This is a genomic window from Neisseria bacilliformis (genome assembly GCF_014055025.1).
GTDB lineage: Bacteria > Pseudomonadota > Gammaproteobacteria > Burkholderiales > Neisseriaceae > Neisseria > Neisseria bacilliformis.
Genome location: NZ_CP059571.1, coordinates 160,950 through 185,535, shown reverse-complemented (window position 1 = coordinate 185,535; position 24,586 = coordinate 160,950). Strand labels below are relative to the sequence as shown.

Sequence of the window (24,586 nt, the reverse complement as noted above, 5' to 3'; positions counted from 1 at the left end):
AACTTCTGGTCCGCTTCAAAGAAACCGACAGGAAACAAATGTTTGTCTCTGTCTGTTTTTTGTCGCAGTGTGGGGCTCGCGCACCCACACTTATCGGTAATCGTTTTGTTAAAGAACTGTGCCGCCGAAGCAGCGAAGACGCGAACTATACGGGAACGGGAATTTCAGGTCAAGCACCTTAATGGGAAAAATCTGACATAATCTGTCATATCGATGTTTAACAAGATTTTTTATTTTGCAGATTTTTGCAGAATCTTTCCAAAACCGCCGAGGCCGTCTGAAAAAGCGGCAGGCTGTTACAATATCCGTTTTCTGATATGTTCACATATTCAAAGTACGAAAGGCCGTCTGAAAATGAGCAAACCCGCCGTTTCCCCGATGATGCAGCAGTATCTCGGCATTAAAGCCGACCATCCCGACAAGCTGGTTTTTTACCGTATGGGGGATTTTTACGAGATGTTTTTTGACGATGCGGTGGAGGCGGCGAAACTTTTGGACATCACGCTGACATCGCGCGGGCAGGTGAACGGCGAGCCGGTGAAGATGGCGGGCGTGCCCTACCATGCGGCGGAGCAGTATCTGGCGCGGCTGGTGAAGATGGGCAAAAGCGTGGCGGTTTGTGAGCAGGTGGGCGAAGTGGGGGCGGCGAAAGGGCCGGTGGCGCGCAAGGTGGTGCGGATTGTTACGCCCGGCACGCTGACCGATTCGGCTTTGCTGGAAGACAAGGAAGCGAACCGCATTGCGGCGGTGTGCGCCGACAAAAAAAGGCTGGGTTTGGCCTGGGCGTCACTGCAAAGCGGCGAATTCAAGGTGAAGATGACCACGCCCGAGCGGCTGGCCGACGAACTGGCGCGTTTGCAGGCGGCGGAAATCCTGCTGCCGGACGGGAAATCCGCGCCGCAAAACCTGCCGCGCGAAACCAATATCACGCGGCTGAACAGTTGGCAGTTTGCCGCCGACAGCGGGTTTGATCTGCTGACGCGCTATTTTGGCGCGCAGGATTTGCGCGGCTTCGGGCTTGATCCGGAGGAACATGCGCCGGCAATCGGGGCGGCGGGCGCACTGCTCAACTACATCAAGCTCACCCAATCCGAGCTGCCGCGCCATCTCGACGGCCTGTCGCTCGAATCGGAGAGCCAGTATGTCGGCATGGACGCGACGACGCGGCGCAACCTCGAAATCACGCAAACCATATCCGGCAAAAAGTCGCCGACCCTGTTTTCCGTGCTCGACCGCTGCCAAACCCACATGGGCAGCCGCCTGCTGGCCCTGTGGCTGCACAACCCGCTGCGCAACCGCGACCACATCGCCGCCCGTCAGGACGCCGTGGCCGCGCTGCTGGCGGAGGGCGCAGCGGACATTGCAGGCCGTCTGAAAAACCTGTCCGACATCGAACGCATCGCCGCCCGCATTGCCGTGGGCACCGCCCGCCCGCGCGATTTGGCCGGCCTGCGCGAGAGCCTCGCCATCCTGCCGTCCATCCCGCTGCCCGCCTCCGCGCTTTTGGACACGCTGAAAAACATCTTTCCCGAAGGAGAACGGATTGCGGAAAAAATCCGCGCCGCCATCCTGCCCGAGCCCGCCGTGTGGCTGCGCGAAGGCGGCGTCATCAACCACGGCCACTGCCCCGAACTCGACGAGTTGCGCCACATCCAAAACCACGGCGGCGAATTCCTGCTCGATCTCGAAGCCCGCGAGCGCGAGCGCACCGGCCTGACCACCCTCAAAGTGGAATACAACCGCGTCCACGGCTTCTATATAGAGTTGTCCAAAGCGCAGGCTGCCCAAGCCCCCGCCGACTACCAACGCCGCCAAACCCTGAAAAACGCCGAACGCTTCATCACCCCCGAGCTGAAAACCTTTGAAGACAAAGTGTTGGGTGCGCAGGAAGCCGCCCTCGCCCTCGAAAAAAAACTCTACGACCAACTGCTCAAAGACCTGCAAAACGAACTGCCCCTGCTGCAAAAAACCGCCAAAGCCGCCGCCGCCCTCGATGTGCTCGCCGCCTTTGCCGCCCAAGCCGCCGAGCGCGGCTACTGCCGGCCGCAGTTTGCCGCCTACCCCTGCATCGACATTTCAGACGGCCGCCACCCCGTTATCGAACAACAAGTGCGCCACTTCACCGCCAACCACACCCGCCTCGACGACAAACACCGCCTGATGCTGCTCACCGGCCCCAACATGGGCGGCAAATCCACCTACATGCGGCAAACCGCCCTCATCGTCCTCATGGCGCACACCGGCAGCTTCGTCCCCGCCGCCGCCGCCCTCATCGGCCCCACCGACCGCATCTTCACCCGCATCGGCGCGTCCGACGACCTCTCCGCCAACCGCTCCACCTTCATGGTGGAAATGAGCGAAACCGCCTGCATCCTGCGCCACGCCACCGCCCAGTCGCTGGTGCTGATGGACGAAATCGGGCGCGGCACCTCCACCTTCGACGGCCTCGCCCTCGCCCAGGCCACAGCCTGCCACCTTGCCCAGAAAAACCGCGCCTTCGCCCTGTTTGCCACCCACTATTTCGAGCTCACCGCCCTGCCCGAAACCCTGCCTTCCGCCTTCAACATGCACCTTTCCGCCCTCGAAGAAGGGCGCGACATCGTCTTCCTCCACCGCGTCGAACCCGGCCCCACCGGCAAAAGCTACGGCATCGCCGTGGCCAAACTCGCCGGCCTGCCCGCCGCCGCCCTCAACGCCGCGCAAAAACAGCTCGAACGGCTCGAAGCCCAAGCCGCCGCCGCCCGCCCCCAGCTCGACATCTTCTCCCTGCTGCCCGAAGAGAGGCCGTCTGAAAAAGAACACGGCCAAACCGATTTGTCCGACGGGGCAAACAGCCTTTCAGACGGCCTCCATACCCCTGCAGCCGAAAATCCCGAAAATACAAAAAGGCCGTCTGAAAACACACCGCCAAACCCAAACAGCGAAACCCTCATCCGCACCCTCGCCGACATCCGCCCCGACGAACTCACCCCCCGCCAAGCCCTCGACCTTATCTACCGCCTCAAAGCCCTCAGCAGCGAAAAGGCCGTCTGAAAACCGCGTAAGGTGCCGCCCCAAGGCGACACACACGTTCCATACAACACCCGTCACCTGCCAAAGGCCGTCTGAAAGCTCAGTAAGATATGGTTTCAAACGGCCTTTTATTTTTCCGCACAACTTCCCGCAACAACCCAAAACCGCGTGCGTCGCGGGGCGACACACCCTACACGGCGACAAAAAAGCCCGCCGGATGCGGGGCAGGGCAGGATAATTTCAATCTTTACAAAAATTTGTATGCAGTATGCAGTATGCAGTATGCAGTATGCAGTATGCAGTATGCAGTATGCAGTATGCAGTATGCAGTATGCAGTATGCAGTATAATTTTAACACTTTTCATTGATTTGAAAGGTATTTTTTAACAACTTTTTTATGGATAAAAACATGAAAACCAACAAAATCTTACAAATCGCAATGATGACAACCTTGCTCGCAGCACCGCTGGCGGCATCCGCGTATGAATTGGGGGAGAAAGGCATAAGCGCAGCGGATGCCAAGTTGTACAGCCAAATAGGTTATGACAGCACGGGACGTTATGAGTATTTGAATGGCAGGGCACAGGACTCTTTGGTTGAAGTTAGTGGTAAAAGTGCTGCTAGAAATGGAGTAAGACAAAGTGGGAAACAGGTTGCGAAACAGGCTAAGGGAAAAAAATCTGAATACGTTGGTAGTAAAAAGTGGAAAGCCGACATAAGACGTGATGCTCTTGAAGCAGCAAGAAAACATGAAGCTAACCGTAAAGCTGGACGTAGCATTTTTGATGAATACCTATAATTTAAACATATATCAATAAAAACAGTGCCCATAGGGCACTGTTTTTACATCTGATATTGCTGAGAGTTTCTTTGATTTTCTTCAACTGTATCTTGCTGGCTACGAACATCTGACAAATTTGGTGTGGGTTGTAGTTTTTTGTGTTCCATATTACTAGGGGCTGTTGACAATCAGCCTTGCGGCGGTGTTTTTGGCAAAAAATACCCGCCTGCCACATCAAAAATGCCCGCAGGTGTCCAAGCTTGCTGCGCTTTTTTCCTTGCATTCGGGCATTTTTTACGCAAAAAACCGCTTCGCAAGCCGAGTACCGCCACCCCCTTCCTGCATTCTGCGGGAGATTTTCAGGGGCGCTGCGCGGGGTGCCGCCGGTTTTATTGATAAAACGGGCAAAAGGCCGTCTGAAAAGAGTTTCAGACGGCCTCTGTTTATTGAAGCTGCGCTTTCAGACAGCCTTGTTTTACACGTCGTAAGTGGTAGACGCGGTATCGCCGCCGCTGCCCGTCCAATCGGTGTGGAAAAACACGCCGCGCGGTTTGTCGGTGCGCTCGTAGGTGTGTGCGCCGAAATAATCGCGCTGCGCCTGCAACAGGTTGGCGGGCAGCCGCTCGGTGGTGTAGCCGTCCAAAAAGGTAATCGCGGCGGCCATACACGGCATGGCGATACCTGATTCGACGGCTTTGGCCACCACTTTGCGCCAAGCGGGCAGGCAGCTTTCCAACACGCCTTTGAAATAGGGGTCTGCGCCCAAAAACACCAAATCGGGATCGTTTTCGTAAGCATCACGGATGTTACCCAAAAACGCGCTGCGGATGATGCAGCCCTCGCGCCACAGCAGGGCGGTGTTGCCGTAGTCCAGCCCCCAATCGTTGGCCTCGCCCGCTTCGCGGATGAGCATAAAACCCTGTGCGTAGGAAATAATTTTCGAGGCCAGCAGGGCTTGGCGCAGGGCTTCCACCCATTCGTCTTTGTCGCCCCCAACAGGCGCAATGCGGCTGGAAAACAGTTTGGCGTTTGCCACGCGCTGTTGTTTCAACGCCGACACGCAGCGGGCGAACACGGCTTCGGTAATCAGCGTCAGCGGAATGCCCAAATCGAGCGCGTTGATGCCCGTCCATTTGCCGGTGCCTTTCTGGCCGGCGGTGTCGAGGATTTTTTTCACCAGCGGCGCGCCGTCTTCGTCTGTGTAGGCCAAAATGGCCGCTGTGATTTCAATCAGATAGGAATCAAGCTCGGTTTTGTTCCACTCGCTGAAAATCCGGTGCATTTCGTCGTAGGAAAGGCCAAGGCCGTCTTTCATAAACTGGTAGGCTTCGCAGATGAGCTGCATGTCGCCGTATTCGATGCCGTTGTGCACCATTTTGACAAAATGCCCCGCGCCGTCGCGGCCGACCCAGTCGCAGCAGGGTTCGCCCTGCGGCGTTTTGGCGGCAATGGCCTGGAAAATGGGTTTGACTTGCGGCCACGCGCGCCCGTCGCCGCCCGGCATGATGGATGGGCCGAAACGCGCGCCCTCTTCGCCGCCCGACACGCCCGCGCCGATAAAGCGGATGCCTTTGGCCGCCAGCTCGTGTGTGCGGCGGGTGGTGTCGGCGTAGTTGGCGTTGCCGCCGTCGATGATGATGTCGCCTTCGTCCAACAGCGGCACAAGTTGCGCGATAAAGTCGTCCACCACTTGCCCCGCGCGTACCATCATCATGATTTTACGCGGCTTTTCCAGCTTGTTTACCAAATCCGGCAGGGAATGCGCGCCAATGATGTTTGTGCCTTTGGCCGCGCCGTTTAAAAAGTCGTCCACTTTCTGTGTTGTGCGGTTGTAGGCCACCACTTTGAAGCCGTGATCGTTCATGTTCAGAATCAGGTTCTGACCCATGACCGCCAAACCGATTACGCCTATATCGCCTTTCATTGTCTGCCTTTCGGAGCCGTGGTGGTAAACCGCGCCACTTTACCGCAAGGGCGGACGGTATGCCAATGTTTGATGGGGCGGGTTTTGTTTCTGTTAAGATTTTTATGAAATTTTATAACGGGGATGCCGCGCCGCCGCAGAAGCGGTGCGGGTTTTCCCTTATTTGAAAATACAAAATATAAAAAGATGATTTTGATGAAGGCTGCGTATACCTGTGGAAAAACATTGTTCCATGATGTTTTTCAAACGGTTGTGGCCGTCTGAAAACTGTGGGCAGCGGCCTTTGGGCGGCGGGATTGCCGTGGACGGTTTTCAGACGGCCTGTCTGCCTTGTGGACAAAGGGCGGGTTTTCCCGTTTGTTTCCCCGGTTTAGGGCAATTGCCCGTCCACCGTGAAAAAGGCGGGCGGCAAATCGGCGTTGTCGGGAAATTCCGCCCATTCGTAAGCGGTGTCGTCATCGAGGATTTTGCGCAGCAGGGCGTTGTTGACGGCATGGCCGGATTTGTAGCCCTCGAACGCGCCGATGAAGGGGTGGCCGGCGATGTAGAGGTCGCCGATGGCGTCGAGGATTTTGTGGCGGACGAATTCGTCGGGGTAGCGCAGCCCTTCGGGGTTGAGCACGTCGGTTTCGTCGATCACCACGGCATTGGACAGGTTGCCGCCGAGGCCGAGGTTGTGCGAGCGCATCAGTTCCACTTCCTGCATGAAGCCGAAGGTGCGGGCGCGGGCGATTTCTTCGATGTAGGAGCTGCCGGAAAAATCGATGGAAAAGGTGGGCGCGCTGCGGTTGAACACCGGATGGTCGAATTCGATGGTGAGGGTGGCTTTGAAGCCGTTATAGGGGGTGAAGCGCACCCATTTGTCCTTTTCGCGCACTTCCACCGTTTTCAATATGCGCAAAAAGCGTTTTTCCGCCTGCTGGTCGGCGATGCCCGCGTCTTGCAGCAGATAGACGAACGGCAGGGCGGAGCCGTCCATAATCGGGATTTCCGGCGCGTTCAATTCGATGAGCACGTTGTCCACGCCGTAGGCCGCCAGCGCGGACATAATGTGTTCGATGGTGCCGACGCGCACGCCGTTTTCCGTTACCACGGTGGAAGAAAGGCGGGTGTCGTTGATCAGATAGGGCGTGAGCCGGAAGGCCTCGCCCTGCGCGCCGGAGAGGTCGGTGCGGCGGAACATAATGCCGCTGTCTGCCGCCGCCGGACGCAGGGTGAGGGCGACGCGCTCGCCCGAATGCAGCCCCACGCCGGTGGCGGAAACGGGTTTGGCCAGGGTTCTCTGCAACATGGTTTGTCCTTGTCTTTGTCAAACAGCGGCGCATGATACGGGAATCCGCGCCTCTGCTGCGGGTAATTTTCAAACGGCCTGTTGAAAAAATGCCATTGTCCACAGCAGCGTGCGGCCGTCTGAAAAAGCATCCTCGCCCGCGCAGCGGCAAAACAGCCGCCGCCAACAGCCTTATCTGTTTCCCAAGCCTTTGAAACGGAAAACGGAAAACGCCTTATCCACAGAACAGCCGCCGCTTCATCAAAATCATCTTTTTATATTTTCATTTAAGGTTTGTTTTCAGATGGCCTTCATCACGCAACAGGCCGTCTGAAAACGTGAAAGTGTTTCGGGTACAATACGCCGCATTTGAGCGACAGTGAAACAAAGGAAACGGATATGGACGGCACGGCGCAGCAGGCCAATGTGGATCGCGGCGAAATCGACAAATTCAGTCGCTTGGCGGAAAAATGGTGGGATACCGAAGGCGAGTTCAAACCGCTGCACGACATCAACCCCTTCCGCCTAGACTATATCGACGCCAAAGCGGATTTGGCGGGCAAAACCGTGCTGGATGTGGGCTGCGGCGGCGGCATCCTCGCCGAGAGCATGGCGTGGCGCGGCGCGGCGGCGGTAACCGGCATCGATCTGGCGGAAAAATCGCTGCAAACGGCCGAGGCGCACGCGCGGATGGGCGGCGTGGACAATGTGCGCTACCGCTGCGTCAGCGTGGAGGATTTGGCGGCGGAAAACCCGCATGGCTACGATGTGGTAACCTGCATGGAAATGATGGAGCACGTTCCCGACCCCACCTCGGTCATCCGCGCCTGCGCCAAGCTGGCCAAGCCTGACGGCATGGTGTTTTTCTCCACCATCAACCGCAACGCCAAATCCTATCTGCACGCCATCCTCGGCGCGGAATATGTATTGAACCTGGTGCCCAAAGGCACGCACGACTGGCAGAAATTCATCACCCCGTCCGAACTGGCGCGCATGTGCCGCCAGGCGGGGCTGGACATCGCCGATATCAAAGGTTTGGGCTACAAGCCGTTTTTGAAACGCTATTTTTTAAGCGGCGACACAAGCGTCAACTACATGGCCGCCTGCCGCCCCGCAGAGGCCGTCTGAAAAGCGCAAAACGGGCTGCTGCTGCGGATTTTGTCAAAAAGGCCGTCTGAAAACTTTTCAGACGGCCTTTCGAGCTGTTTTCTCTTTTTCAGACGGCCTCAACCGCCAAAATCACCGCCGTGCCCCCTTCGATACGGAATCTCACCGACCATCCGCCGATTTCCATCACATACACCCGTTCGGGAATGTCCTGATACGCGGGGCGCGGGTCTTGCGCGACGGATTGGGCAATCAGCCGTTTGAGGCCGTCTGAAAGCCGCGTCTCCCCGGCCTGCCACACCACATCGAGCAGCGGCGGGGCTGCGCCGGCAAAACCCGCCGCTGCCTCGGGCTTGGCTTCCACAAAGGGGATATAGGGTTTGATGTCCACAACCGGCGTGCCATCGAGCAAATCTGCGCCGCTGCACCGGATGATTACCCCGCCGCCCGTGCAGTCTATGCCTTCCAGTTTCAGCAGCGACAGGCCCAGATGGTTGGGGCGGTGCGGGCTGCGGGTGGCGAACACGCCCACTTTCCGTTTGCCGCCCAAACGCGGCGGCCGCACCAGCGGCGACCAGCCTTCGTCCAACACGCCGTGGAAAATAAAATGCAGCCAGATGTAGCCGAAGTTTTCCAAACCGCGCACCGCGTCTTCATTGAAACGCGCATCAAGCACGATGGAAACTTCGGCGGCGGGCACCAGCCCGGGCTGGCGGGCGATACCGAACTTCTGCGTGTAGGGGGAAACGACGCGGCCTATGCTTTCTATGGTGTGGCGCATTGTGGATAACTTTGTTGAAAAGGTGTGCGGATTGTAGCACGGGGCAGGGGCGGTTTTGCTATAATGCCGCCCTGTTTACAGGCACGAAAGGCCGGGCGCGTGATTGTTTCGATCGATGTGGACGCACAAAAAACCTTTACCCCGCTTTGTCCGGCGGAGCTTCCCGTTGTCGGCGGCGACACCATCGCGGCCGAGCTGAACGCGCAGGCGGCCTTGGCGGATCTGCGGGTAATGACCAAAGACGCGCACAGCCAAAAAGCGGCCTGGCTTGTGGATAATTCTGTGGATATGTTGAAGCCGACCGGTTTGAAGAACGCCGATCTGACTTGGGTTGCCCACGCGATGATCGGCAGCGAAGGCTACGGCCTGCTCGACGGCCTGCCGGATTTGGACGGCTACGACTATTGCGTGTGGAAAGGCGTCGATCCCGCGCTGCACCCCTACGGCGCGTGCTACCACGACATTGAAGAGCGGCTGAGCACCGGACTAATCGAATGGCTGGCGGCAAAACAGGCGCGTTTTGTGCTGGTGGGTGGCCTGGCCACGGATTACTGCGTCAAACACACCGTATTGCAGCTTTGCCGGGGTGGAAACTGGCAGGTGATTGTCAATCGCGCCGCTTGTCGGGGCATCGCGCCGGAAACCGTCGCGAAGGCGTGGCAGGAAATGGAAGCGGCGGGCGCATTGTTGCTTTCCGATGCGGCAGAAATTGAAAAATATTTCAAATCAAACGGTTGATTGTGTTTCACGTGAAACAGGCTTGCGGATTGGCGTAAAAATGAAAGTGTTACTGGTGCGTTTGTCGAGCATGGGCGATCTGATACACACGCTGCCCGCCGTCAGCGATTTGGCTCGTATGCGCCCCGATGTGGAATTGCACTGGTTGTGCGAAGAAAGTTTTGCCGACATCGCCCGCCTTCATCCTTTTGTGAAAAAAATCCATATCCTGCGCTGGCGGCAGTGGCGCAAAAAACTGTTTGCAAGGGAAACCCGGCAGGCAATAGGCCGTCTGAAAACCGCATTGCGGCAGGAAAAATTCGATTGTGTTTTGGACAGCCAGGGGCTGATAAAAAGCGCGTTGCCGGCGAAAATGACCGGTACGCCGGTGATGGGTTTGGACAGAAAAAGCGCGCGGGAAGGTTTGGCCGCGCTTTTCTATGCAAAGACGTTTGCCGTGAAAAAAGGACAGAATGCCGTGTTGCGCAACCGCCTGTTGTTCGCCCAAGCCTTTGCCTATGAGATGCCGTCTGAAATGCTGTTCGGCGCAGCCGTGCCGGAAAACACCGGCTTGGCAATCCCGCAAAAACCTTATTATGTCGCCCTTCACGCCACCAGCCGCGACAGCAAATTGTGGCGGCCTGAAAACTGGCAGGAACTGGCGCAAATGCTGCACCGCTTTAACGGCGGCACGGTTTGGCTGCCGTGGGGCAATGAGGCGGAAAAGGCGCGGGCGGAAGAACTGGCGCGTGCCGCCCCCTATATAGCCGTGTGCGGAAAAATGAATTTGTTGCAGGCAGCCGCCCTGCTGGACGGAGCGGCCGGCGTAGCCGGCGTGGATACCGGCCTTTTGCATTTGGCCAACGCTTTGGACAGGCCGCTGGTGGGGATTTATACCGACACCGACCCGCAAAAAACCGGTGTGCAGCAGTCGGCGAGGGCAAAAAACTGCGGCGGCATCGGACAAATACCGACGGCGGCGGAAGTTTACCGTTTATTGTTGGAATGTATGGCGGCGGCACAGGCCGGCCGCAAAGGAGACGAACGAATATGAAAGCACTGGTTGCCGTAAAACGCGTGGTGGATTACAACGTGAAAGTGCGGGTGAAGGCCGACGGTTCGGATGTGGACATCGGCAACGTCAAAATGGCGATGAACCCGTTTGACGAAATCGCCGTGGAAGAAGCCGTGCGTTTGAAAGAGGCGGGAAAAATCAATGAAATCGTCGCTGTATCGCTCGGCGGCAAAAAATGCGAAGACACTTTGCGTACCGCGCTGGCGATGGGTGCCGACCGCGCCGTCCATGTCGAAACCGAAGCGGTTTTGGAGCCACTGGCCGTGGCCAAACTGCTCAAAGCGGTGGCCGACAGGGAGCAGCCGCAAATCCTGCTGCTGGGCAAACAGGCGATTGACGACGATGCCAACCAAACCGCGCAAATGCTGGCCGCGCTGCTGAACGCTCCGCAGGGAACGTTTGCCGGAAAAATTGAATTGTTGGAAAACGAAGCCGTCGTTACCCGCGAAATCGACGGCGGATCGGAAACGCTGGCTTTGAAACTGCCCGCCGTCATCAGCACGGATTTGCGCCTGAACGAGCCGCGCTATGTCAAACTGCCGCAAATCATGCAGGCGAAAAAGAAACCTTTGGAAAAACTGACGCCCGAAGCCTTGAATGTGAACACCGCCGCGCGGGTGCAGGCCGTGCGTTATGCTGAGCCGCAAACCAGGCGGGCGGGCGTAAAAGCCGCCGATGCCGCCGATTTGGCGGCCAAACTGAAAGCCGCGAAAGTGATTTGAGGAGGATATGATGAGCGTTTTAGTAATTGCCGAACACAACAACCAAACCTTGAATCCCGCCACGCTGCATGCCGTGTCCGCCGCCGCCCGACTCGGCGTGGTGCATGTTTTGGTGGCGGGCAGCGGCGCACAGGCCGTTGCGGCGCAGGCGGCGCGTCTTGTTGGTGTGGAAAAGGTGCTGTTAGCCGACGCGCCGCATTATGCCGAGGGTTTGGCGGAGGAACTCGCGCCTCTGGCCGTATCTCTGGCCGCCGATTACCGTTATCTCACCGTCGCCGCCGATGCTTTCGGCAAAAACCTGATGCCGCGCATCGCCGCGCTGCTGGATTGCCCTCAGATTTCCGATTTGGTGGAAATTGTGGATGCTGATACTTTCGTGCGTCCGATTTATGCGGGCAATGCGCTGGTTACACTGAAATGTGGTGAACCGAAACTGGTGCTGACCTTCCGCACAACCGCCTTTGCGGCAGCGGAAGAAGGCGGCAATGCGCAAGTAGTGCAAGTGCCCGTTGTGCCCGCGCAAAACCTCAGCCGTTTCATCAGCCGCGAACTGCCGCAGTTGGAACGTCCCGAGCTGACGCAGGCAAAAGTGGTGGTTTCCGGCGGTAAGGGTTTGGGAAGCAAAGAAAATTTCGACAAACTGATTTTTCCTTTGGCCGACGCGCTTGGCGCGGCGGTGGGTGCGTCGCGGGCGGCGGTGGATGCCGAATACGCGCCGAACGATTACCAGGTCGGACAGACTGGCAAAGTGGTTGCGCCCGAGCTGTATATTGCCGTCGGCATTTCCGGCGCAATCCAGCACGTCGCCGGTATGCAGGACAGCAAAACCATTGTTGCCATCAATAAAGATCCCGATGCGGCGATTTTCAATGTCGCCGATTACGGCATTGTCGGCGATTTGTTTGAAATTGTGCCGCAGCTTACCGCCGCATTAAAAAATTGAGTTTCACGTGAAACAGGCCGTCTGAAAACTTTTCAGACGGCCTTCCGCAAGCGAATGTCTCCCACCGTTTACCAAACCCTCGCCGCGTCCGCCGAAGCCGAGTTCAAAGACAAAGGCAGCCGCTTCATCGCCTATGCCTATCCCGTGCGCACTGTTGATGAAGTGAAAACATTGGTGGATACGCAGCGGCAGGCGCACCACAAGGCGCGGCATTGGTGCTATGCCTACCGGCTTGGTACGGACGGCCTGCAATTTCGCGCCAACGACGACGGCGAACCTGCGGGCAGCGCGGGGCGGCCGATACTCGGGCAAATCGATTCTTTCGGTCTGACTGATGTGCTGATTATTGTCGTGCGTTATTTCGGCGGCACGCTGCTCGGCGTTCCCGGGCTGATTCATGCCTACAAAACCGCCGCATCCGAAGCCTTGAAAACGGCGGAAATCATCGAAAAAAACATCGAAAAAACCGTTTCTCTGCGCTGCGCCTATCCGAATTTGAACGATGCCGTAAGAATCGCCAAACAGCACCGCGCCGAAATCGTGGCGCAGGATTTGCAGCTTGACTGCCTCCTGACTGTACGCGTGCCGCTGTCGGTTTACGAAAACTGTATCGCGGCCTGGCGACAGACGCGGGCGATAGAAATACAGGAAGACTTTGCGCCGGAAGGGCAAATTGATGACTAAAAACGCTGTGAGGCCGTCTGAAAAAAACTGTTTGAACCGCGTCGGCGTTGAAACGCCCTTGGGTCGGATGACGGCTGTTTTTTCACCGCAAGGCTTGTGTCTGCTCGAATTTGACGGCCAGCAACATTTGGATCGTGAATTGAAAGCGGTGTGCCTGCACCATCACGCCTATGGTTTTGCAACGGAAGAAACCGATGAAACGCAGAACCTGCGTCGCCAGCTGGGCGAATATTTCGTCGGACAACGGCAGAAGTTCGATCTGCCGCTGGATTTGGTCGGCACATCGTTTCAAAAACAGGTATGGCACATCCTGCAAACCATCCCTTACGGCGAAACGCGCAGCTACAAACAGCAGTCGGAAACGCTCGGCAATCCGAAAGCGATACGCGCCGTTGCCGCCGCCAACGGCGCAAACAAAATCTCCATCATCGTTCCCTGCCACCGTATTATCGGCAGCAATGGCAGCCTCACCGGCTATGCCGGCGGCCTGCCGCGCAAACAGGCATTGCTGGCATTGGAAAGCGGCAATGCCTCTTTATTCTGAACAGGCCGTCTGAAAGTATCACTTCGGCGCAGCCAAAACCGGAAAATGTTTTCAGACGGCCTCAAACCGTTTTAAAACCGATTGGAAAGACAACAATGACCGTCAAAACCCGTTTCGCCCCCAGCCCCACCGGCTATCTGCACATCGGCGGCGTGCGCACCGCCCTGTTTTCATGGGCGTATGCCCGCCACCACAAAGGCGAGTTTTTACTGCGTATCGAAGACACCGACCTTGCCCGCTCCACCGCTGAATCTGTCAACATCATTCTCGAGGGCATGAACTGGGTCGGCCTCAACTACGACAACGCCGATCATGTAGTTTACCAAACCCGCCGCTTTGATCGCTATAAACAAGTGATCGCCGAGCTGCTCGAAAAAGGCCACGCCTACTACTGCTATTGCAGCAAAGAAGAACTCGAAGCCATGCGCGATCAGGCCGAAAAAGAAGGCACGGCCACTTACGACCGCCGCTGGCGGCCGGAAGAGGGCAAAACCCTGCCCGAAATCCCCGCAGGCCGCGAGCCGGTGGTGCGTTTCAAAATGCCGCTGGAAGGCATTACCCGCTGGCAGGACTTGGTAAAAGGCGAAATCGCCATCCCCAACGAAGCCCTCGACGACCTCATCATCGCCCGCGCCGATGGCACGCCCACTTACAACTTCTGCGTGGTGGTGGACGATTTCGACATGGGCATCACCCATGTGATTCGCGGCGACGACCATGTGAACAACACACCCAAACAAATCAACATCTTAAAAGCCGTCGGCGCGACCCTGCCCGAATACGGCCACCTGCCGATGATTCTCAACGAACAAGGCCGCAAAATCTCCAAACGCAGCGGTGACACCGTCGCCATCACCGAGTTTGACGCGATGGGCATTCTGCCCGAAGCCATGCTCAACTACCTCGCCCGCCTCGGCTGGGCGCACGGCGACGACGAATTTTTCACCATGGCGCAGTTTACCGAGTGGTTTGATCTGAAAGACGTGTCCCCCTCGCCCAGCCGCATGGATTTGAAAAAACTCTATTGGATCAACGGCGAACACATCAAAGCCACGCCCAACGACAAACTGGCCGCGCTCTTGAAAGACCGCCTCGCCATACGCGGTATCCGCGACACCGCCCGCCCCGCGCTGGAAGACGTGCTCGCGCTGGTGAAAGACCGAGCCCAAGATTTGAACGCGCTCGCCGACGAATGCCTGTATTTCTACGAAAAACAAACGCCCGCCGAGGCTGATGTCGCCAAACACTGGGACGAAGAAGCCTCCGCGCGTATGCTGCGTTTTGCCGAACGCCTCGAAGCTGTGGACAACTGGAATGCCGAAGCCATCCACGAACTCTTCAAACCATTCTGCGAAGAAGAGGGCATCAAAATGGGCAAACTCGGCATGCCGCTGCGCCTTGTCGTGTGCGGCACCGCCAAAACCCCGTCGGTGGATGCCGTGCTGGCACTGATCGGCAAAGAAGAAGTCTTGCGCCGCATCCGCTCGTAAGAAGGGAATGCAACAGGCCGTCTGAAAACATTATTGCGGTTTTCAGACGGCCTTTCCTATATCATCGGACGGCAGTGTTTTCAGGCAAACGGAACATATAAATGAAGAACACTTTTTCATGGCGGGAATTTTTTATCAGACGGCTGAACGCATTGGCTATTTTGTCGCTGGCTGCCGCCATTGCCGGACAGCTCGGCGCGGCGCATTGGTTTGCCGAACTGTTCGCCCATTTCATGCCCTATTATGCGGCGGTTTTTCTACTCGCCGCCCTGTTTCGCGGTGGCAGGCGGCGTTGGCTGTGGGCGGCCTGCGTCTTTGTTTGCGCATTTTGGCTGATGCAGCCTTTCGAGATACACAGGCCGTCTGAAACGCGGCACAGCCTGGTTTGGTACAACGTCAATCTCGACAACCCGCAGCCGCAGGCCGAAACCGCCGCCTTGCTTGATGCGGATGCCAACATACTGGCTTTGGCGGAAATCGATTTGGCCGATACGGGCTGGGTGCAGCTGCGCCGGCATTATCCTTACGGCTGCGAACGCGAATCCGACAGCCCCTTTGCGCTGGCCGTGTGGAGCAGGCAGCCCTTATCGGCCTGCGAAGTGCGCTTTTCCGACGGTTATCCCTATATCCGCGCCGTTTCCGGCGATACCGCCGTTTACGCCCTCCATCCGCCGCCGCCCGTCAGCGGTACGCTGGCGCAGCACCGTGCCGACTATTTGCGCGACACCGCCCGCGCCGTTGCGGCGGAAAACAAAGCCGTGGTGGCCGGTGACATGAACAGCAGCCCGTTCTCGCCGCTGTACCGCCGTTTTGCCGCCGAAGCGGGCGTAAGGGCGCAAACCCGTTTTTATCTGCCGACGTGGAAACCGTTTTTTCTCAATATCGACCATGTGTTCGCCAAAAACACGCATGTGCGGGTGCGGCCTCTGCCGTGGATACATTCCGATCACCGCGCTTTGTCGGCAACATGGTAAAAATGCGCCATATGCCGCCCGATGCTCTGTATTGCCTTGATTTGTCTTGCGTTGGTTCATTTAATATGCTAACGGTCTGCCGCAAATCGGCATAAACCTGCCCATTTTGCCGAAAGGGCGGCTGTCGGAATGCGGCGCAAAATGTACGGGGTGCTGCCGTTGTGGTTAAGCGGTAAAAAAAACCGATTAAATTATTTCCTTTTATATCAGTAATCTGCCAACGTGTTTGAAGCACGGTTAAGTTTGGCACATGCGTTGCTTAAAATATTTTACCGGCGCACAGCGTGCCGGTCGTTCTTAACGGATGCGCAAGCATCAGAAAACAAATACATTACGGAAAACGCGAACCCTGACGACGGCCTGCCGTCGGCTCTGCTCGGGAAGGCAGAGTTGGGGATTAGCCGCTGCATATTGTGGGAATGTGCAGTGGCTGTTTTTTTGCCCGCAGTCTGCTGCCGCCGGTTTTCAGACGGCCGCACTGTAAAACATTCATAAAAGGTGTATCATTTTCCGACTTTACACAAGGAAGCGTGATGGCCAAGAAATTTCCCATTTTCCCCAAGCATCCCGAGCGCATCTGCTGGGGTTGCGAGAAATACTGTTCCGCCGAAGACCTGCAATGCGGCAACGGCTGCGAGCGCATCCAGCATCCGTGCGAACTCGACGGGGCCCAGTGGTATAAAAAAGGCGATTGGAGCAATCTGCTGAGCGAGCAGCAGCAGCGCGAACTCGGCCTGTTGCCTGCCGAAAGCGCGGCGAAAAAGGCCAAACCGCACATCAAGCTGCCGCTCAAACACTAAAACAGGCCGTCTGAAAACCGTATTTTGGCTACGCCGAAGCTGCGCTTTCAGACGGCCTGTCCGTTTTCCAAACCCGTCCCCGCCGATATAATCGGCCGTTTCCCCCTTCCTTTGCGAGCAACCATGACCGACATCCTCGAAAAAATCCTCGCCACCAAAGCCGTCGAAGCCGCCGCCGCCGAAGCCGCCGTGCCGTTCGCCGAAATCCGCCGCCGCGCCGAAGCCGCCGCGCCGCCGCGCGGGTTTGTCCGTGCGATTCATGCCAAACACGCGGCCGGTTTGCCCGCTGTGATTGCCGAAATCAAAAAAGCCAGCCCCTCGAAAGGGCTGATCCGCGCCGATTTCCGCCCGGCCGAACACGCCGCCGACTACGAACGCGCCGGCGCAGCCTGTCTGTCGGTACTTACCGACGAAACCTATTTCCAAGGTTCGCCTGCCTACCTGCAAGAAGCCCGCGCCGCCGTGTCGCTGCCTGTGCTGCGCAAAGACTTCATCATCGGCGAGTATCAGGTGTATCAGGCGCGCGCATGGGGCGCGGATGCCGTACTGCTGATTGCCGCCGCACTCGATGCCGGTATGCTGGAACGCTGCGAACAGGCGGCGCACGCCCTGGGCATGGATGTGCTGCTCGAACTGCACGACGAATCCGAGTTGGAAAAATGCGCCCGCCTCACCACGCCGCTGGTGGGCGTGAACAACCGCAACCTGCGTACCTTTGAAGTCAGCCTCGGCCAAACCCTGCGCCTGCTGCCGCATCTGGCGGGCAAAACCGTGGTAACCGAAAGCGGCATCCGCAGCCGCGAAGACATCGAATTCATGCGCGCGCACGGCGTGCATACCTTCCTTATCGGCGAAACCTTCATGCGTGCCGACGACATCGCCGCCGAAGTGGCCAAACTGTTCTAGGGTCTGTTTGGGGGCTGCCGCCAATCAGCCTTGCGGCGGGTGTTTTTGACAAAAACACCTGCCTGCCGCGTCAAAAATGCCCGCAGGTGTCCAACCCGGCCACGCTTTTTTCTTAAAAAACCGTTTGTCAAACCGAATGCCGACACGCCCCGGCATCTCTGCGCCGCACCGCCCGCCGCCCTGACGTGCCGCTTCTCGCCCGCCAAAACGGCGCGGCGGCGGCCTTGTGGTATAGTGCCGTCGTTTTCCCTTCTCATGTTTTTCAGGCCGTCTGAAAAAGCATTTCAGACGGCCTTTCCCTTTGCATCGAAACCGTATGAACAAAACCCTAATGCGCGGCGGCATCCTGCTGCTGGCCTGCCTACTGGCCGCCTGCCCGTCGAAAAGAGCCCCCAAACCTGCCCCCGCCGGCCAAACCCTGCCGCCCGTCAACACCCGTCTGCCGCCGCAGCCGGCCGGCCAGCGCGCCCCCGCCGGCACAAGCGTATCCGGCGGCGGCGCGGTTTACACCGCCGCCGACTATTCCGCCCTGCCGCAGTGGACGCACCAGCATTTCGCCGCCTCCCTCGAATCCTTCCTCAAAGGCTGCGCCAAACTGCAAAACCAGCCCGGCTGGCAGAGCGTCTGCATCCAGGCCGCGCAAACACCGCGCCACAACCACGCCGCCCGCCACTTCTTCGAGCAGTATTTCACCCCTTGGCAGGTAAACGGCAACGGTAGCCCCGCCGGCACCGTAACCGGCTACTACGAACCCGTCCTCCACGGCAGCGCAAGCCCCACCGCCCAAGCCCGCTTCCCCATCTACGGCATCCCCTACGACTTCGTCTCCGTCGAACTGCCCGCCGCCCTGCGCAACAGCAAAACCACCGTGCGCGTCCGCCAAACCGGCCAAAACAGCGGCGTCATCGACCCCGCGGGCAGCTACACCGCCAACCTCGCCGCCTTCCCGACCAACGAACGCAGCAAAGCCCTCAAAGGCCGTTTTGAAGGCAGCCGCTTCGTCCCCTACCACACCCGCCGCGAAATCAACGCCGGCGCGCTCAACGGCAAAGCTCCCGTCCTCGGCTACGCCGACGACCCCGTCGAACTCTTCTTCCTGCAAATCCAAGGTTCGGGCCGTCTGAAAACCCCGCAGGGACGCTACATCCGCCTCGGCTATGCCGATAAAAACGAATACCCCTATGTCTCCGTTGCCCGCTACATGGCCGACAAAGGCTACCTGCCGCTGGCGCAGACCGACATGCAGGGCATCAAAAACTACATCCGGCAAAACCCGCAGCGGCTGGCCGAAATCCTCGGCCAAAACCCCAGCTTCGTCTTCTTCCGCGTCCTCGAAAACAACGGCGACGGCCCCGTCGGCGCACTCGGCACCCCGCTCACCGGCGGCTACTCCGGCGCGGTGGACAAACACTACATCACCCTCGGCGCGCCCCTCTTCCTCGCCACCACCCACCCCGACACCCGCCACGGCCTCAACCGCCTCATCATGGCGCAGGACACCGGCAGCGCAATCAAAGGCGCGGTGCGCGTCGACTTCTTCTGGGGCTACGGCGACGAAGCCGGCCGCACCGCCGGTAAAATGAAACACCCCGGCTACGTCTGGCAGCTCCTGCCCAACGGCATGAACCCGCGCTACACCCCCTGACCCCGCCCGCAGCAAGAGGCCGTCTGAAAAACGTTTTTCAGACGGCCTCTGCCCTTATGCAACGTGTGCGGCGCAGCCACGCACGCATTTTTTCGGGGTCGGCAGTTGGTTTGAGCGGAGAAAAAGCAAGAGGCCGTCTGAAAACCGGTTTTTCAGACGGCCTCTCCAAAAGACCCCTGCATTGCGCCCGCGCTTGAAACCCTTTCAGACGGCCCTATATAGTCACGCATGAAAAACCCATTCCGTCATCTCAAAAAAGGCAAAAGCATGAACGAACAAAACCCTGCACCCGAAGAAGAACAAACCCCCGCTGCCGAACAGCCCGCCGAAGCCGCCCCGCCTACCTACGAAGAGCTGCAAGCCAAAGTAGAGGAGCTTGAAGGCCGTCTGAAAGACGAAGAATTGCGCGGCCTGGCCAACGAACAAAACCTGCGCCGCCGCCACCAGCAGGAAACCGCCGACGCATACAAATTCGCCGGCCAGAAATTCGCCGCCGAAATGCTGCCCGTGAAAGACTATCTGGAAATGGCCCTGCTCGACCAAAGCGGCAATTTCGACGCGCTGAAAACGGGCGTGCAAATGACGCTGAACGAGTTGAACAAAGCGTTTGAAAACACAAACATCAGCGAAATCAACCCGCAGCCGGGCGACAAACTCGACCCGCACCGCCACCAGGCCATGCAGGCTGTGGAAAGCGATCAGGAGCCGAACACCGTGGTCGGCGTGATGAAAAAAGGCTACGCCCTATCCGACCGCGTATTGCGTCCGGCCATGGTAACCGTCGCCAAAGCCGCCGCAGAAAACACGGCGCAATAAACACGGCACAGAGGCATTTTCAGACGGCCTTTTGAGGCCGTCTGAAAAGCCGGTAGGCAGCAAAAACCGCATAACGGTTTGATTTTAAAATTCAAAAAGTTGTGATTTTTTTACAACACAGCACTTGAAAAGTTTCTCTTCTTCCCTATTTTGCAGCGCATGACAAGACGGCGGCAGCATCATGAGGCCGTCTGAAAACAGATTAACCAATCATTTTTTAGGAGCAATACAATATGGCAAAAGTAATCGGTATCGACCTGGGTACAACCAACTCCTGTCTGGCCATCTCTGAAAACGGCCAAACCAAAGTCATTGAAAACGCCGAAGGCGCGCGCACCACGCCTTCCGTGATCGCCTATCTCGACGGCGGCGAAATCCTCGTCGGCGCACCGGCCAAACGTCAGGCCGTAACCAACGCCAAAAACACCATCTACGCCGTCAAACGCCTGATCGGCCACAAGTTTGAAGACAAAGAAGTGCAGCGCGACATCGAATCCATGCCCTTCAAAATCGTCAAAGCCAAAAACGGCGACGCATGGGTGGAAGCGCAAAACAAAGAACTGTCTCCGCCGCAGGTTTCCGCAGAAGTGCTGCGCAAAATGAAAGAAGCCGCCGAAAGCTATCTGGGCGAAAAAGTAACCGAAGCCGTGATTACCGTGCCGGCCTACTTCAACGACAGCCAGCGTCAGGCCACCAAAGACGCAGGCCGCATCGCCGGTTTGGACGTAAAACGCATCATCAACGAGCCGACCGCAGCCGCACTGGCCTTCGGCATGGACAAAGGCGACAGCAAAGACCGCAAAGTAGCCGTTTACGACTTGGGCGGCGGCACATTCGATATTTCCATCATCGAAATCGCCAACCTCGACGGCGACAAACAGTTTGAAGTATTGGCCACCAACGGCGACACCTTCTTGGGCGGCGAAGACTTCGACCAACGTCTGATCGACTACATCATCGCCGAGTTCAAAAAAGAACAGGGCATCGATCTGAAAAACGACGTGATGGCCTTGCAGCGTCTGAAAGAAGCCGCCGAAAAAGCCAAAATCGAGCTCTCCAGCGGCCAGCAGACCGAAATCAACCTGCCGTACATCACCATGGATGCCGCAGGCCCGAAACACTTGGCGATGAAAATCACCCGCGCCAAATTCGAGAGCCTGGTGGAAGACCTGATCCAACGCTCCATCGAGCCTTGCCGCATCGCGCTGAAAGACGCAGGTTTGAGCACCGGCGAAATCGACGACGTGATTCTGGTCGGCGGTCAGAGCCGTATGCCGAAAGTTCAGGAAGCCGTAAAAGAATTCTTCGGCAAAGAACCGCGCAAAGACGTGAACCCCGATGAAGCCGTTGCCGTAGGCGCAGCGATTCAGGGCGAAGTATTGAGCGGCGGCCGCAGCGACGTATTGCTGCTCGACGTTACCCCGCTCTCGCTCGGTATCGAAACCATGGGCGGCGTGATGACCAAGCTGATTCAGAAAAACACCACCATTCCGACCAAAGCGTCGCAGGTGTTCTCGACAGCCGAAGACAACCAGAGCGCGGTAACCATCCACGTTTTGCAGGGCGAACGCGAACGCGCCTCGGCCAATAAATCGCTCGGCCAGTTTAACTTGGGCGACATCGCACCCGCACCGCGCGGTATGCCGCAAATCGAAGTAACCTTCGACATCGATGCGAACGGCATCCTGCACGTTTCGGCCAAAGACAAAGGCACGGGCAAAGCCGCCAACATCACCATCCAAGGCTCTTCCGGTTTGAGTGAGGAAGAAATCGAACGCATGGTGAAAGATGCCGAAGCCAACGCCGAAGAAGACAAAAAACTGACCGAACTGGTGCAGAGCCGCAATCAGGCCGAAGCCCTGATTCATTCAGTGAAAAAATCGCTGGCCGACTACGGCGACAAACTCGACGCTGCCGAGAAAGAAAAAATCGAAGCCGCGCTGAAAGAAGCCGAAGAAGCCACCAAAGGCGACGACAAAGCTGCCATCGATGCCAAAGCCGAAGCACTCGGCGCAGCCAGCCAGAAACTGGGCGAAATGGTTTACGCCCAAGCGCAGGCCGAAGCACAGGCAGAGGGGGGCGCGGCGCAGTCGGAGTCTTCCGCCAAGAAAGACGACGACGTAGTCGATGCCGATTTTGAAGAAGTGAAAGACGACAAGAAATAAGGCCGTCTGAAAAGAAAAAACGGAAGCAGCCAAAGCCGCTTCCGTTTTTTCTTTCCCAATACCGCCGGACGGATTATCGGTAGAACGCTTGACACGCACCAGCCAAGCCTGTATAGTTCACTCCTTCTGACGCGGGGTGGAGCAGCATGGTAGCTCGTCGGGCTCATAACCCGAAGGTCGTAGGTTCGAATCCTGCCCCCGCAACCACTAAACCGCTTTTGAGCGGTTATTTTTTTGTCCAACGCTGTCTAATCATCAACCAAACCCGCGCCCGCATGGTTTGCCGCCGGTTTTATCCTGTTTCAATCATCCAACGCTGCCTAATCCCGTTTAATCGAATCGTCCAAAATCAAAGGTATTATGGGAAGGAATCCGCAAATTTTGTTTGAATAAAAGAAAAAGCCCAATCAGAAGATTGGGCTTAGGAAACCTGGTCAGAGGCTCTATCGAAATAGCAAATCAACACACTGATTTAAAAAATAATTTTTCTATTAAAAATCAGGCTAACCAACAAAAACGCCAACAAATTACAAGGGCTTTATTTCTTAGCCGCCGTCTGCGGTTTCAGATTATCCAGCCGCCTTCCCAAGATGCCGAGTTTCTTAGAAACCAGCTCATCGGCTTTTTCTTCTGCTGCCAGCCATTGCCGGTAAATCCGCTCGTAGGTTTGATGGTGCATTCCTTTGGGGCGGCGCGGTATGCCTGTATCCAGCGGGTCGATTTTTGCCAGCAGGCGGCGGGCTTTGTCGATTGCGTTGTAGGCGGCGGGCTGCCTTGTGCTGGGGTAGTTCAGGTTTTTGCAGTGTCGGCATACGAAAACACGCCCGCTGTACAGTACGCCGACGCGGTGGCGGCATTGCGGGCATTCAAACCATAAGCGGCTGCCGCCGTAGTTGCAGGGGGTATGCAGCAGTTTGACGGGATAGGTGCGGGCTTCGCCGTTTATGCGGTAATCCAGTATCAGGCGGTTTTCGGTTGCCCGATAGCTTCGGATGGCTGCCTGCTCTATGCCGCCGCGTGTCCAGCGGGCAGTGATAACGCTGCCTGTCGGGTATTTGGCGATGTCTGTGATTTTGAGCTGCCGATAGTCTTCTGTGCTTGCTTTTGCCATTTTTGCCTGTTGATTTAGTCTGTTTGCAAGTTTAACCGATTTTCCGCCCTCGGCTCAAAAATGAGCTTGCGGCCTCAAATTTGAGGGCGTTAGCCCGTCCATATTTGGATTGGCTGAAACCAAATATGGATTTAGTGCCGAAATGGCTCTGTGCTGCGTTTTTAGCGCGGTTAAATGCGCTAGTAATGGGGTAGGGTAGCGGACAGGGTGCAAAATCAATCCTAGCGCGTTCTAGGGGGTATTTACGGCGGTTTAGCTTTTCAGGCTGCCTTTTGGTTTCCTGCCTAAGTTTTACTAAGTTGGGATGGTTTGGCAAATCCGTTTTTCAGGCTGCCTTGCGGATGGGAAAACGGCCAAATTCGCCCCCCATCCCTTTTGCCTTAAATTTTTCAAGAAAAGGGCAAGAGGGACGCGCTAAAAAGCGCGTATAGATGGCTTATATAGAAAGGTGTACGGAAAACGGGGCAATGGGTAGGGCGAAAATGGGCTGACTGCCCCGTAAAACGGGGCAATGGGGGTGTTCTTTACATTTATGTGGTACGTAAAACGGGGCAATGGATGGGCTATTGCCCCGTTTTACGGGGCAAGGACTTTAATTTTTCAGGCTGCTTTGTATCTGCGGCCAGCGGCCTTGCGCGGCGGCTTTGAGGTCGGACAGGTCAAAGGGTTTCATGCGCTTCGCTCCTTTCGGGTGGTTCTCCCAATGTGTCCCAATCGGGCGGAAACAGTGCCAGCAGCAAATCGGTTTCCGTTGCGTCGGCGGGCAGGGCTTCGATTTGTGCCGTTACCCATTCCCGTATGCGGGTTTCGTTTTCGCCGCTCATTGCGTTCTCCTTTCGGGCGTTTCGGGCAGGATGCCCATGCTTTCGGGGCTTGCGCCTGCCGCTTCCAGCACGGCATACAGCAGGCTGCGCATTTGGGCGGTGGTGGTTTGGTTTTCGGGATGCGGGCAGGATGTTTTGCCGCATCTCGGGCAGGGCGGCAAATCGGCGATGCGCCGTAGCTCGGCAAAGGGCAGATTCAGCCTGCGCAGGCCGTCGGCCAAAATGGTGCGGTTGGTGTCCATGCGGTTGCCTTTTCCCCGCCGCGCAGGCGCAATACGGGCTTTTGTGTGGCGGG

The 24,586-nt window shown here is 57.3% G+C and carries 23 protein-coding genes and 1 tRNA gene; 17 read left to right on the top strand and 7 right to left on the bottom strand.

What is annotated here, in order from left to right:
* The first annotated feature begins 354 nt into the window (after positions 1-354).
* Positions 355-3,033, top strand: coding sequence for a DNA mismatch repair protein MutS (mutS, locus tag H3L91_RS00960; RefSeq protein WP_040658521.1), 2,679 nt, complete (start codon positions 355-357; stop codon positions 3,031-3,033).
* Positions 3,034-3,421: 388 nt separating this feature from the next.
* On the top strand, positions 3,422-3,811 hold the full coding sequence (locus tag H3L91_RS00955; RefSeq protein WP_244958473.1) for a hypothetical protein: 390 nt from the start codon (positions 3,422-3,424) through the stop codon (positions 3,809-3,811).
* Between the two features lie 170 nt (positions 3,812-3,981).
* Here H3L91_RS00955 and H3L91_RS00950 read toward each other — a convergent pair whose 3' ends face one another.
* From H3L91_RS00950 to lpxC, 3 genes are all read right to left on the bottom strand, one after another.
* Positions 3,982-4,125 (bottom strand): hypothetical protein, encoded by a 144-nt coding sequence (locus H3L91_RS00950; protein WP_154647166.1) that lies wholly within the window; start codon positions 4,123-4,125, stop codon positions 3,982-3,984.
* A 143-nt stretch (positions 4,126-4,268) separates the two neighbouring features.
* Complete coding sequence (gene gnd / locus H3L91_RS00945) at positions 4,269-5,717, bottom strand: decarboxylating NADP(+)-dependent phosphogluconate dehydrogenase (protein ID WP_007341517.1); 1,449 nt, start codon at positions 5,715-5,717, stop codon at positions 4,269-4,271.
* A 370-nt stretch (positions 5,718-6,087) separates the two neighbouring features.
* Positions 6,088-7,008 (bottom strand): UDP-3-O-acyl-N-acetylglucosamine deacetylase, encoded by a 921-nt coding sequence (gene lpxC / locus H3L91_RS00940; protein ID WP_007341515.1) that lies wholly within the window; start codon positions 7,006-7,008, stop codon positions 6,088-6,090.
* 378 nt (positions 7,009-7,386) lie between these two features.
* Between lpxC and ubiG the strand changes: the two genes are divergently transcribed.
* Complete coding sequence (ubiG, locus tag H3L91_RS00935; protein ID WP_007341513.1) at positions 7,387-8,115, top strand: bifunctional 2-polyprenyl-6-hydroxyphenol methylase/3-demethylubiquinol 3-O-methyltransferase UbiG; 729 nt, start codon at positions 7,387-7,389, stop codon at positions 8,113-8,115.
* Positions 8,116-8,203: 88 nt separating this feature from the next.
* Here the strand turns inward: ubiG and tsaA are convergent, their stop codons facing one another.
* Positions 8,204-8,875: a tRNA (N6-threonylcarbamoyladenosine(37)-N6)-methyltransferase TrmO gene (gene tsaA, locus H3L91_RS00930; protein WP_007341512.1), complete on the bottom strand. Its 672-nt coding sequence runs from the start codon at positions 8,873-8,875 to the stop codon at positions 8,204-8,206.
* A gap of 99 nt (positions 8,876-8,974) precedes the next feature.
* Between tsaA and H3L91_RS00925 the strand changes: the two genes are divergently transcribed.
* The 14 genes from H3L91_RS00925 to H3L91_RS00860 all read left to right on the top strand — a co-directional run bounded on the left by H3L91_RS00925 (position 8,975) and on the right by H3L91_RS00860 (position 22,563).
* Positions 8,975-9,613 carry an isochorismatase family protein gene (locus tag H3L91_RS00925; protein WP_040658519.1) on the top strand — a complete coding sequence of 213 codons (639 nt, stop codon included), beginning with the start codon at positions 8,975-8,977 and terminating at the stop codon, positions 9,611-9,613.
* Positions 9,614-9,653: 40 nt separating this feature from the next.
* Positions 9,654-10,646: a lipopolysaccharide heptosyltransferase I gene (waaC, locus tag H3L91_RS00920; protein WP_040658517.1), complete on the top strand. Its 993-nt coding sequence runs from the start codon at positions 9,654-9,656 to the stop codon at positions 10,644-10,646.
* Positions 10,643-11,389, top strand: a complete 747-nt coding sequence (locus H3L91_RS00915) for an electron transfer flavoprotein subunit beta/FixA family protein (protein WP_007341509.1) — start codon at positions 10,643-10,645, stop codon at positions 11,387-11,389. Before waaC ends, H3L91_RS00915 begins: the two co-directional genes overlap by 4 nt.
* 10 nt (positions 11,390-11,399) lie before the next feature.
* Positions 11,400-12,332: an electron transfer flavoprotein subunit alpha/FixB family protein gene (locus H3L91_RS00910; protein ID WP_040658512.1), complete on the top strand. Its 933-nt coding sequence runs from the start codon at positions 11,400-11,402 to the stop codon at positions 12,330-12,332.
* A gap of 54 nt (positions 12,333-12,386) precedes the next feature.
* Positions 12,387-13,016: an IMPACT family protein gene (locus H3L91_RS00905; RefSeq protein ID WP_007341507.1), complete on the top strand. Its 630-nt coding sequence runs from the start codon at positions 12,387-12,389 to the stop codon at positions 13,014-13,016.
* A complete protein-coding gene (locus tag H3L91_RS00900; RefSeq protein ID WP_081458557.1) occupies positions 13,009-13,560 on the top strand; it encodes a methylated-DNA--[protein]-cysteine S-methyltransferase in 552 nt (183 codons plus the stop codon). The genes H3L91_RS00905 and H3L91_RS00900 overlap by 8 nt, the downstream gene beginning before the upstream one ends.
* 95 nt (positions 13,561-13,655) lie before the next feature.
* On the top strand, positions 13,656-15,050 hold the full coding sequence (gene gltX / locus H3L91_RS00895; protein WP_007341505.1) for a glutamate--tRNA ligase: 1,395 nt from the start codon (positions 13,656-13,658) through the stop codon (positions 15,048-15,050).
* 101 nt (positions 15,051-15,151) lie between these two features.
* Positions 15,152-16,024 carry an endonuclease/exonuclease/phosphatase family protein gene (locus H3L91_RS00890; RefSeq protein ID WP_007341504.1) on the top strand — a complete coding sequence of 291 codons (873 nt, stop codon included), beginning with the start codon at positions 15,152-15,154 and terminating at the stop codon, positions 16,022-16,024.
* A gap of 533 nt (positions 16,025-16,557) precedes the next feature.
* Positions 16,558-16,824 carry a DUF3079 domain-containing protein gene (locus tag H3L91_RS00885; protein WP_040658511.1) on the top strand — a complete coding sequence of 89 codons (267 nt, stop codon included), beginning with the start codon at positions 16,558-16,560 and terminating at the stop codon, positions 16,822-16,824.
* A 123-nt stretch (positions 16,825-16,947) separates the two neighbouring features.
* Positions 16,948-17,730, top strand: coding sequence for an indole-3-glycerol phosphate synthase TrpC (gene trpC, locus H3L91_RS00880; protein ID WP_040658509.1), 783 nt, complete (start codon positions 16,948-16,950; stop codon positions 17,728-17,730).
* A gap of 316 nt (positions 17,731-18,046) precedes the next feature.
* Entirely contained in the window at positions 18,047-19,375 is a 1,329-nt protein-coding gene (gene mltA / locus H3L91_RS00875; protein ID WP_007341500.1) for a murein transglycosylase A, read from the top strand.
* Between the two features lie 267 nt (positions 19,376-19,642).
* On the top strand, positions 19,643-20,191 hold the full coding sequence (grpE, locus tag H3L91_RS00870) for a nucleotide exchange factor GrpE (protein ID WP_040659275.1): 549 nt from the start codon (positions 19,643-19,645) through the stop codon (positions 20,189-20,191).
* A gap of 233 nt (positions 20,192-20,424) precedes the next feature.
* On the top strand, positions 20,425-22,356 hold the full coding sequence (gene dnaK, locus H3L91_RS00865) for a molecular chaperone DnaK (protein WP_007341496.1): 1,932 nt from the start codon (positions 20,425-20,427) through the stop codon (positions 22,354-22,356).
* A gap of 130 nt (positions 22,357-22,486) precedes the next feature.
* A tRNA-Met gene (locus tag H3L91_RS00860) sits at positions 22,487-22,563 on the top strand.
* A 331-nt stretch (positions 22,564-22,894) separates the two neighbouring features.
* Here the strand turns inward: H3L91_RS00860 and H3L91_RS00855 are convergent.
* From H3L91_RS00855 to H3L91_RS00845, 3 genes are all read right to left on the bottom strand, one after another.
* The gene (locus H3L91_RS00855) at positions 22,895-23,467 is read right to left on the bottom strand and encodes a hypothetical protein (protein WP_007341494.1); all 573 of its coding nucleotides are present in this window, start codon (positions 23,465-23,467) and stop codon (positions 22,895-22,897) included.
* A gap of 659 nt (positions 23,468-24,126) precedes the next feature.
* Complete coding sequence (locus H3L91_RS00850; protein WP_007341493.1) at positions 24,127-24,291, bottom strand: hypothetical protein; 165 nt, start codon at positions 24,289-24,291, stop codon at positions 24,127-24,129.
* Complete coding sequence (locus tag H3L91_RS00845; RefSeq protein WP_007341492.1) at positions 24,288-24,533, bottom strand: hypothetical protein; 246 nt, start codon at positions 24,531-24,533, stop codon at positions 24,288-24,290. Before H3L91_RS00845 ends, H3L91_RS00850 begins: the two co-directional genes overlap by 4 nt.
* Positions 24,534-24,586: the final 53 nt, after the last annotated feature.

Excerpts from the sequence above, each read along its gene's own strand:
- mutS (WP_040658521.1), top strand. The coding sequence starts at position 355 with ATGAGCAAACCCGCCGTTTCCCCGATGATGCAGCAGTATCTCGGCATT.
- H3L91_RS00955 (WP_244958473.1), top strand. The coding sequence starts at position 3,422 with ATGAAAACCAACAAAATCTTACAAATCGCAATGATGACAACCTTGCTC.
- gnd (WP_007341517.1), bottom strand. The coding sequence starts at position 5,717 with ATGAAAGGCGATATAGGCGTAATCGGTTTGGCGGTCATGGGTCAGAAC.
- lpxC (WP_007341515.1), bottom strand. The coding sequence starts at position 7,008 with ATGTTGCAGAGAACCCTGGCCAAACCCGTTTCCGCCACCGGCGTGGGG.
- ubiG (WP_007341513.1), top strand. The coding sequence starts at position 7,387 with ATGGACGGCACGGCGCAGCAGGCCAATGTGGATCGCGGCGAAATCGAC.
- tsaA (WP_007341512.1), bottom strand. The coding sequence starts at position 8,875 with ATGCGCCACACCATAGAAAGCATAGGCCGCGTCGTTTCCCCCTACACG.
- waaC (WP_040658517.1), top strand. The coding sequence starts at position 9,654 with ATGAAAGTGTTACTGGTGCGTTTGTCGAGCATGGGCGATCTGATACAC.
- H3L91_RS00915 (WP_007341509.1), top strand. The coding sequence starts at position 10,643 with ATGAAAGCACTGGTTGCCGTAAAACGCGTGGTGGATTACAACGTGAAA.
- H3L91_RS00910 (WP_040658512.1), top strand. The coding sequence starts at position 11,400 with ATGAGCGTTTTAGTAATTGCCGAACACAACAACCAAACCTTGAATCCC.
- H3L91_RS00905 (WP_007341507.1), top strand. The coding sequence starts at position 12,387 with ATGTCTCCCACCGTTTACCAAACCCTCGCCGCGTCCGCCGAAGCCGAG.
- H3L91_RS00900 (WP_081458557.1), top strand. The coding sequence starts at position 13,009 with ATGACTAAAAACGCTGTGAGGCCGTCTGAAAAAAACTGTTTGAACCGC.
- gltX (WP_007341505.1), top strand. The coding sequence starts at position 13,656 with ATGACCGTCAAAACCCGTTTCGCCCCCAGCCCCACCGGCTATCTGCAC.
- H3L91_RS00890 (WP_007341504.1), top strand. The coding sequence starts at position 15,152 with ATGAAGAACACTTTTTCATGGCGGGAATTTTTTATCAGACGGCTGAAC.
- H3L91_RS00885 (WP_040658511.1), top strand. The coding sequence starts at position 16,558 with ATGGCCAAGAAATTTCCCATTTTCCCCAAGCATCCCGAGCGCATCTGC.
- trpC (WP_040658509.1), top strand. The coding sequence starts at position 16,948 with ATGACCGACATCCTCGAAAAAATCCTCGCCACCAAAGCCGTCGAAGCC.
- mltA (WP_007341500.1), top strand. The coding sequence starts at position 18,047 with ATGAACAAAACCCTAATGCGCGGCGGCATCCTGCTGCTGGCCTGCCTA.
- grpE (WP_040659275.1), top strand. The coding sequence starts at position 19,643 with ATGAACGAACAAAACCCTGCACCCGAAGAAGAACAAACCCCCGCTGCC.
- dnaK (WP_007341496.1), top strand. The coding sequence starts at position 20,425 with ATGGCAAAAGTAATCGGTATCGACCTGGGTACAACCAACTCCTGTCTG.
- H3L91_RS00855 (WP_007341494.1), bottom strand. The coding sequence starts at position 23,467 with ATGGCAAAAGCAAGCACAGAAGACTATCGGCAGCTCAAAATCACAGAC.
- H3L91_RS00850 (WP_007341493.1), bottom strand. The coding sequence starts at position 24,291 with ATGAGCGGCGAAAACGAAACCCGCATACGGGAATGGGTAACGGCACAA.
- H3L91_RS00845 (WP_007341492.1), bottom strand. The coding sequence starts at position 24,533 with ATGGACACCAACCGCACCATTTTGGCCGACGGCCTGCGCAGGCTGAAT.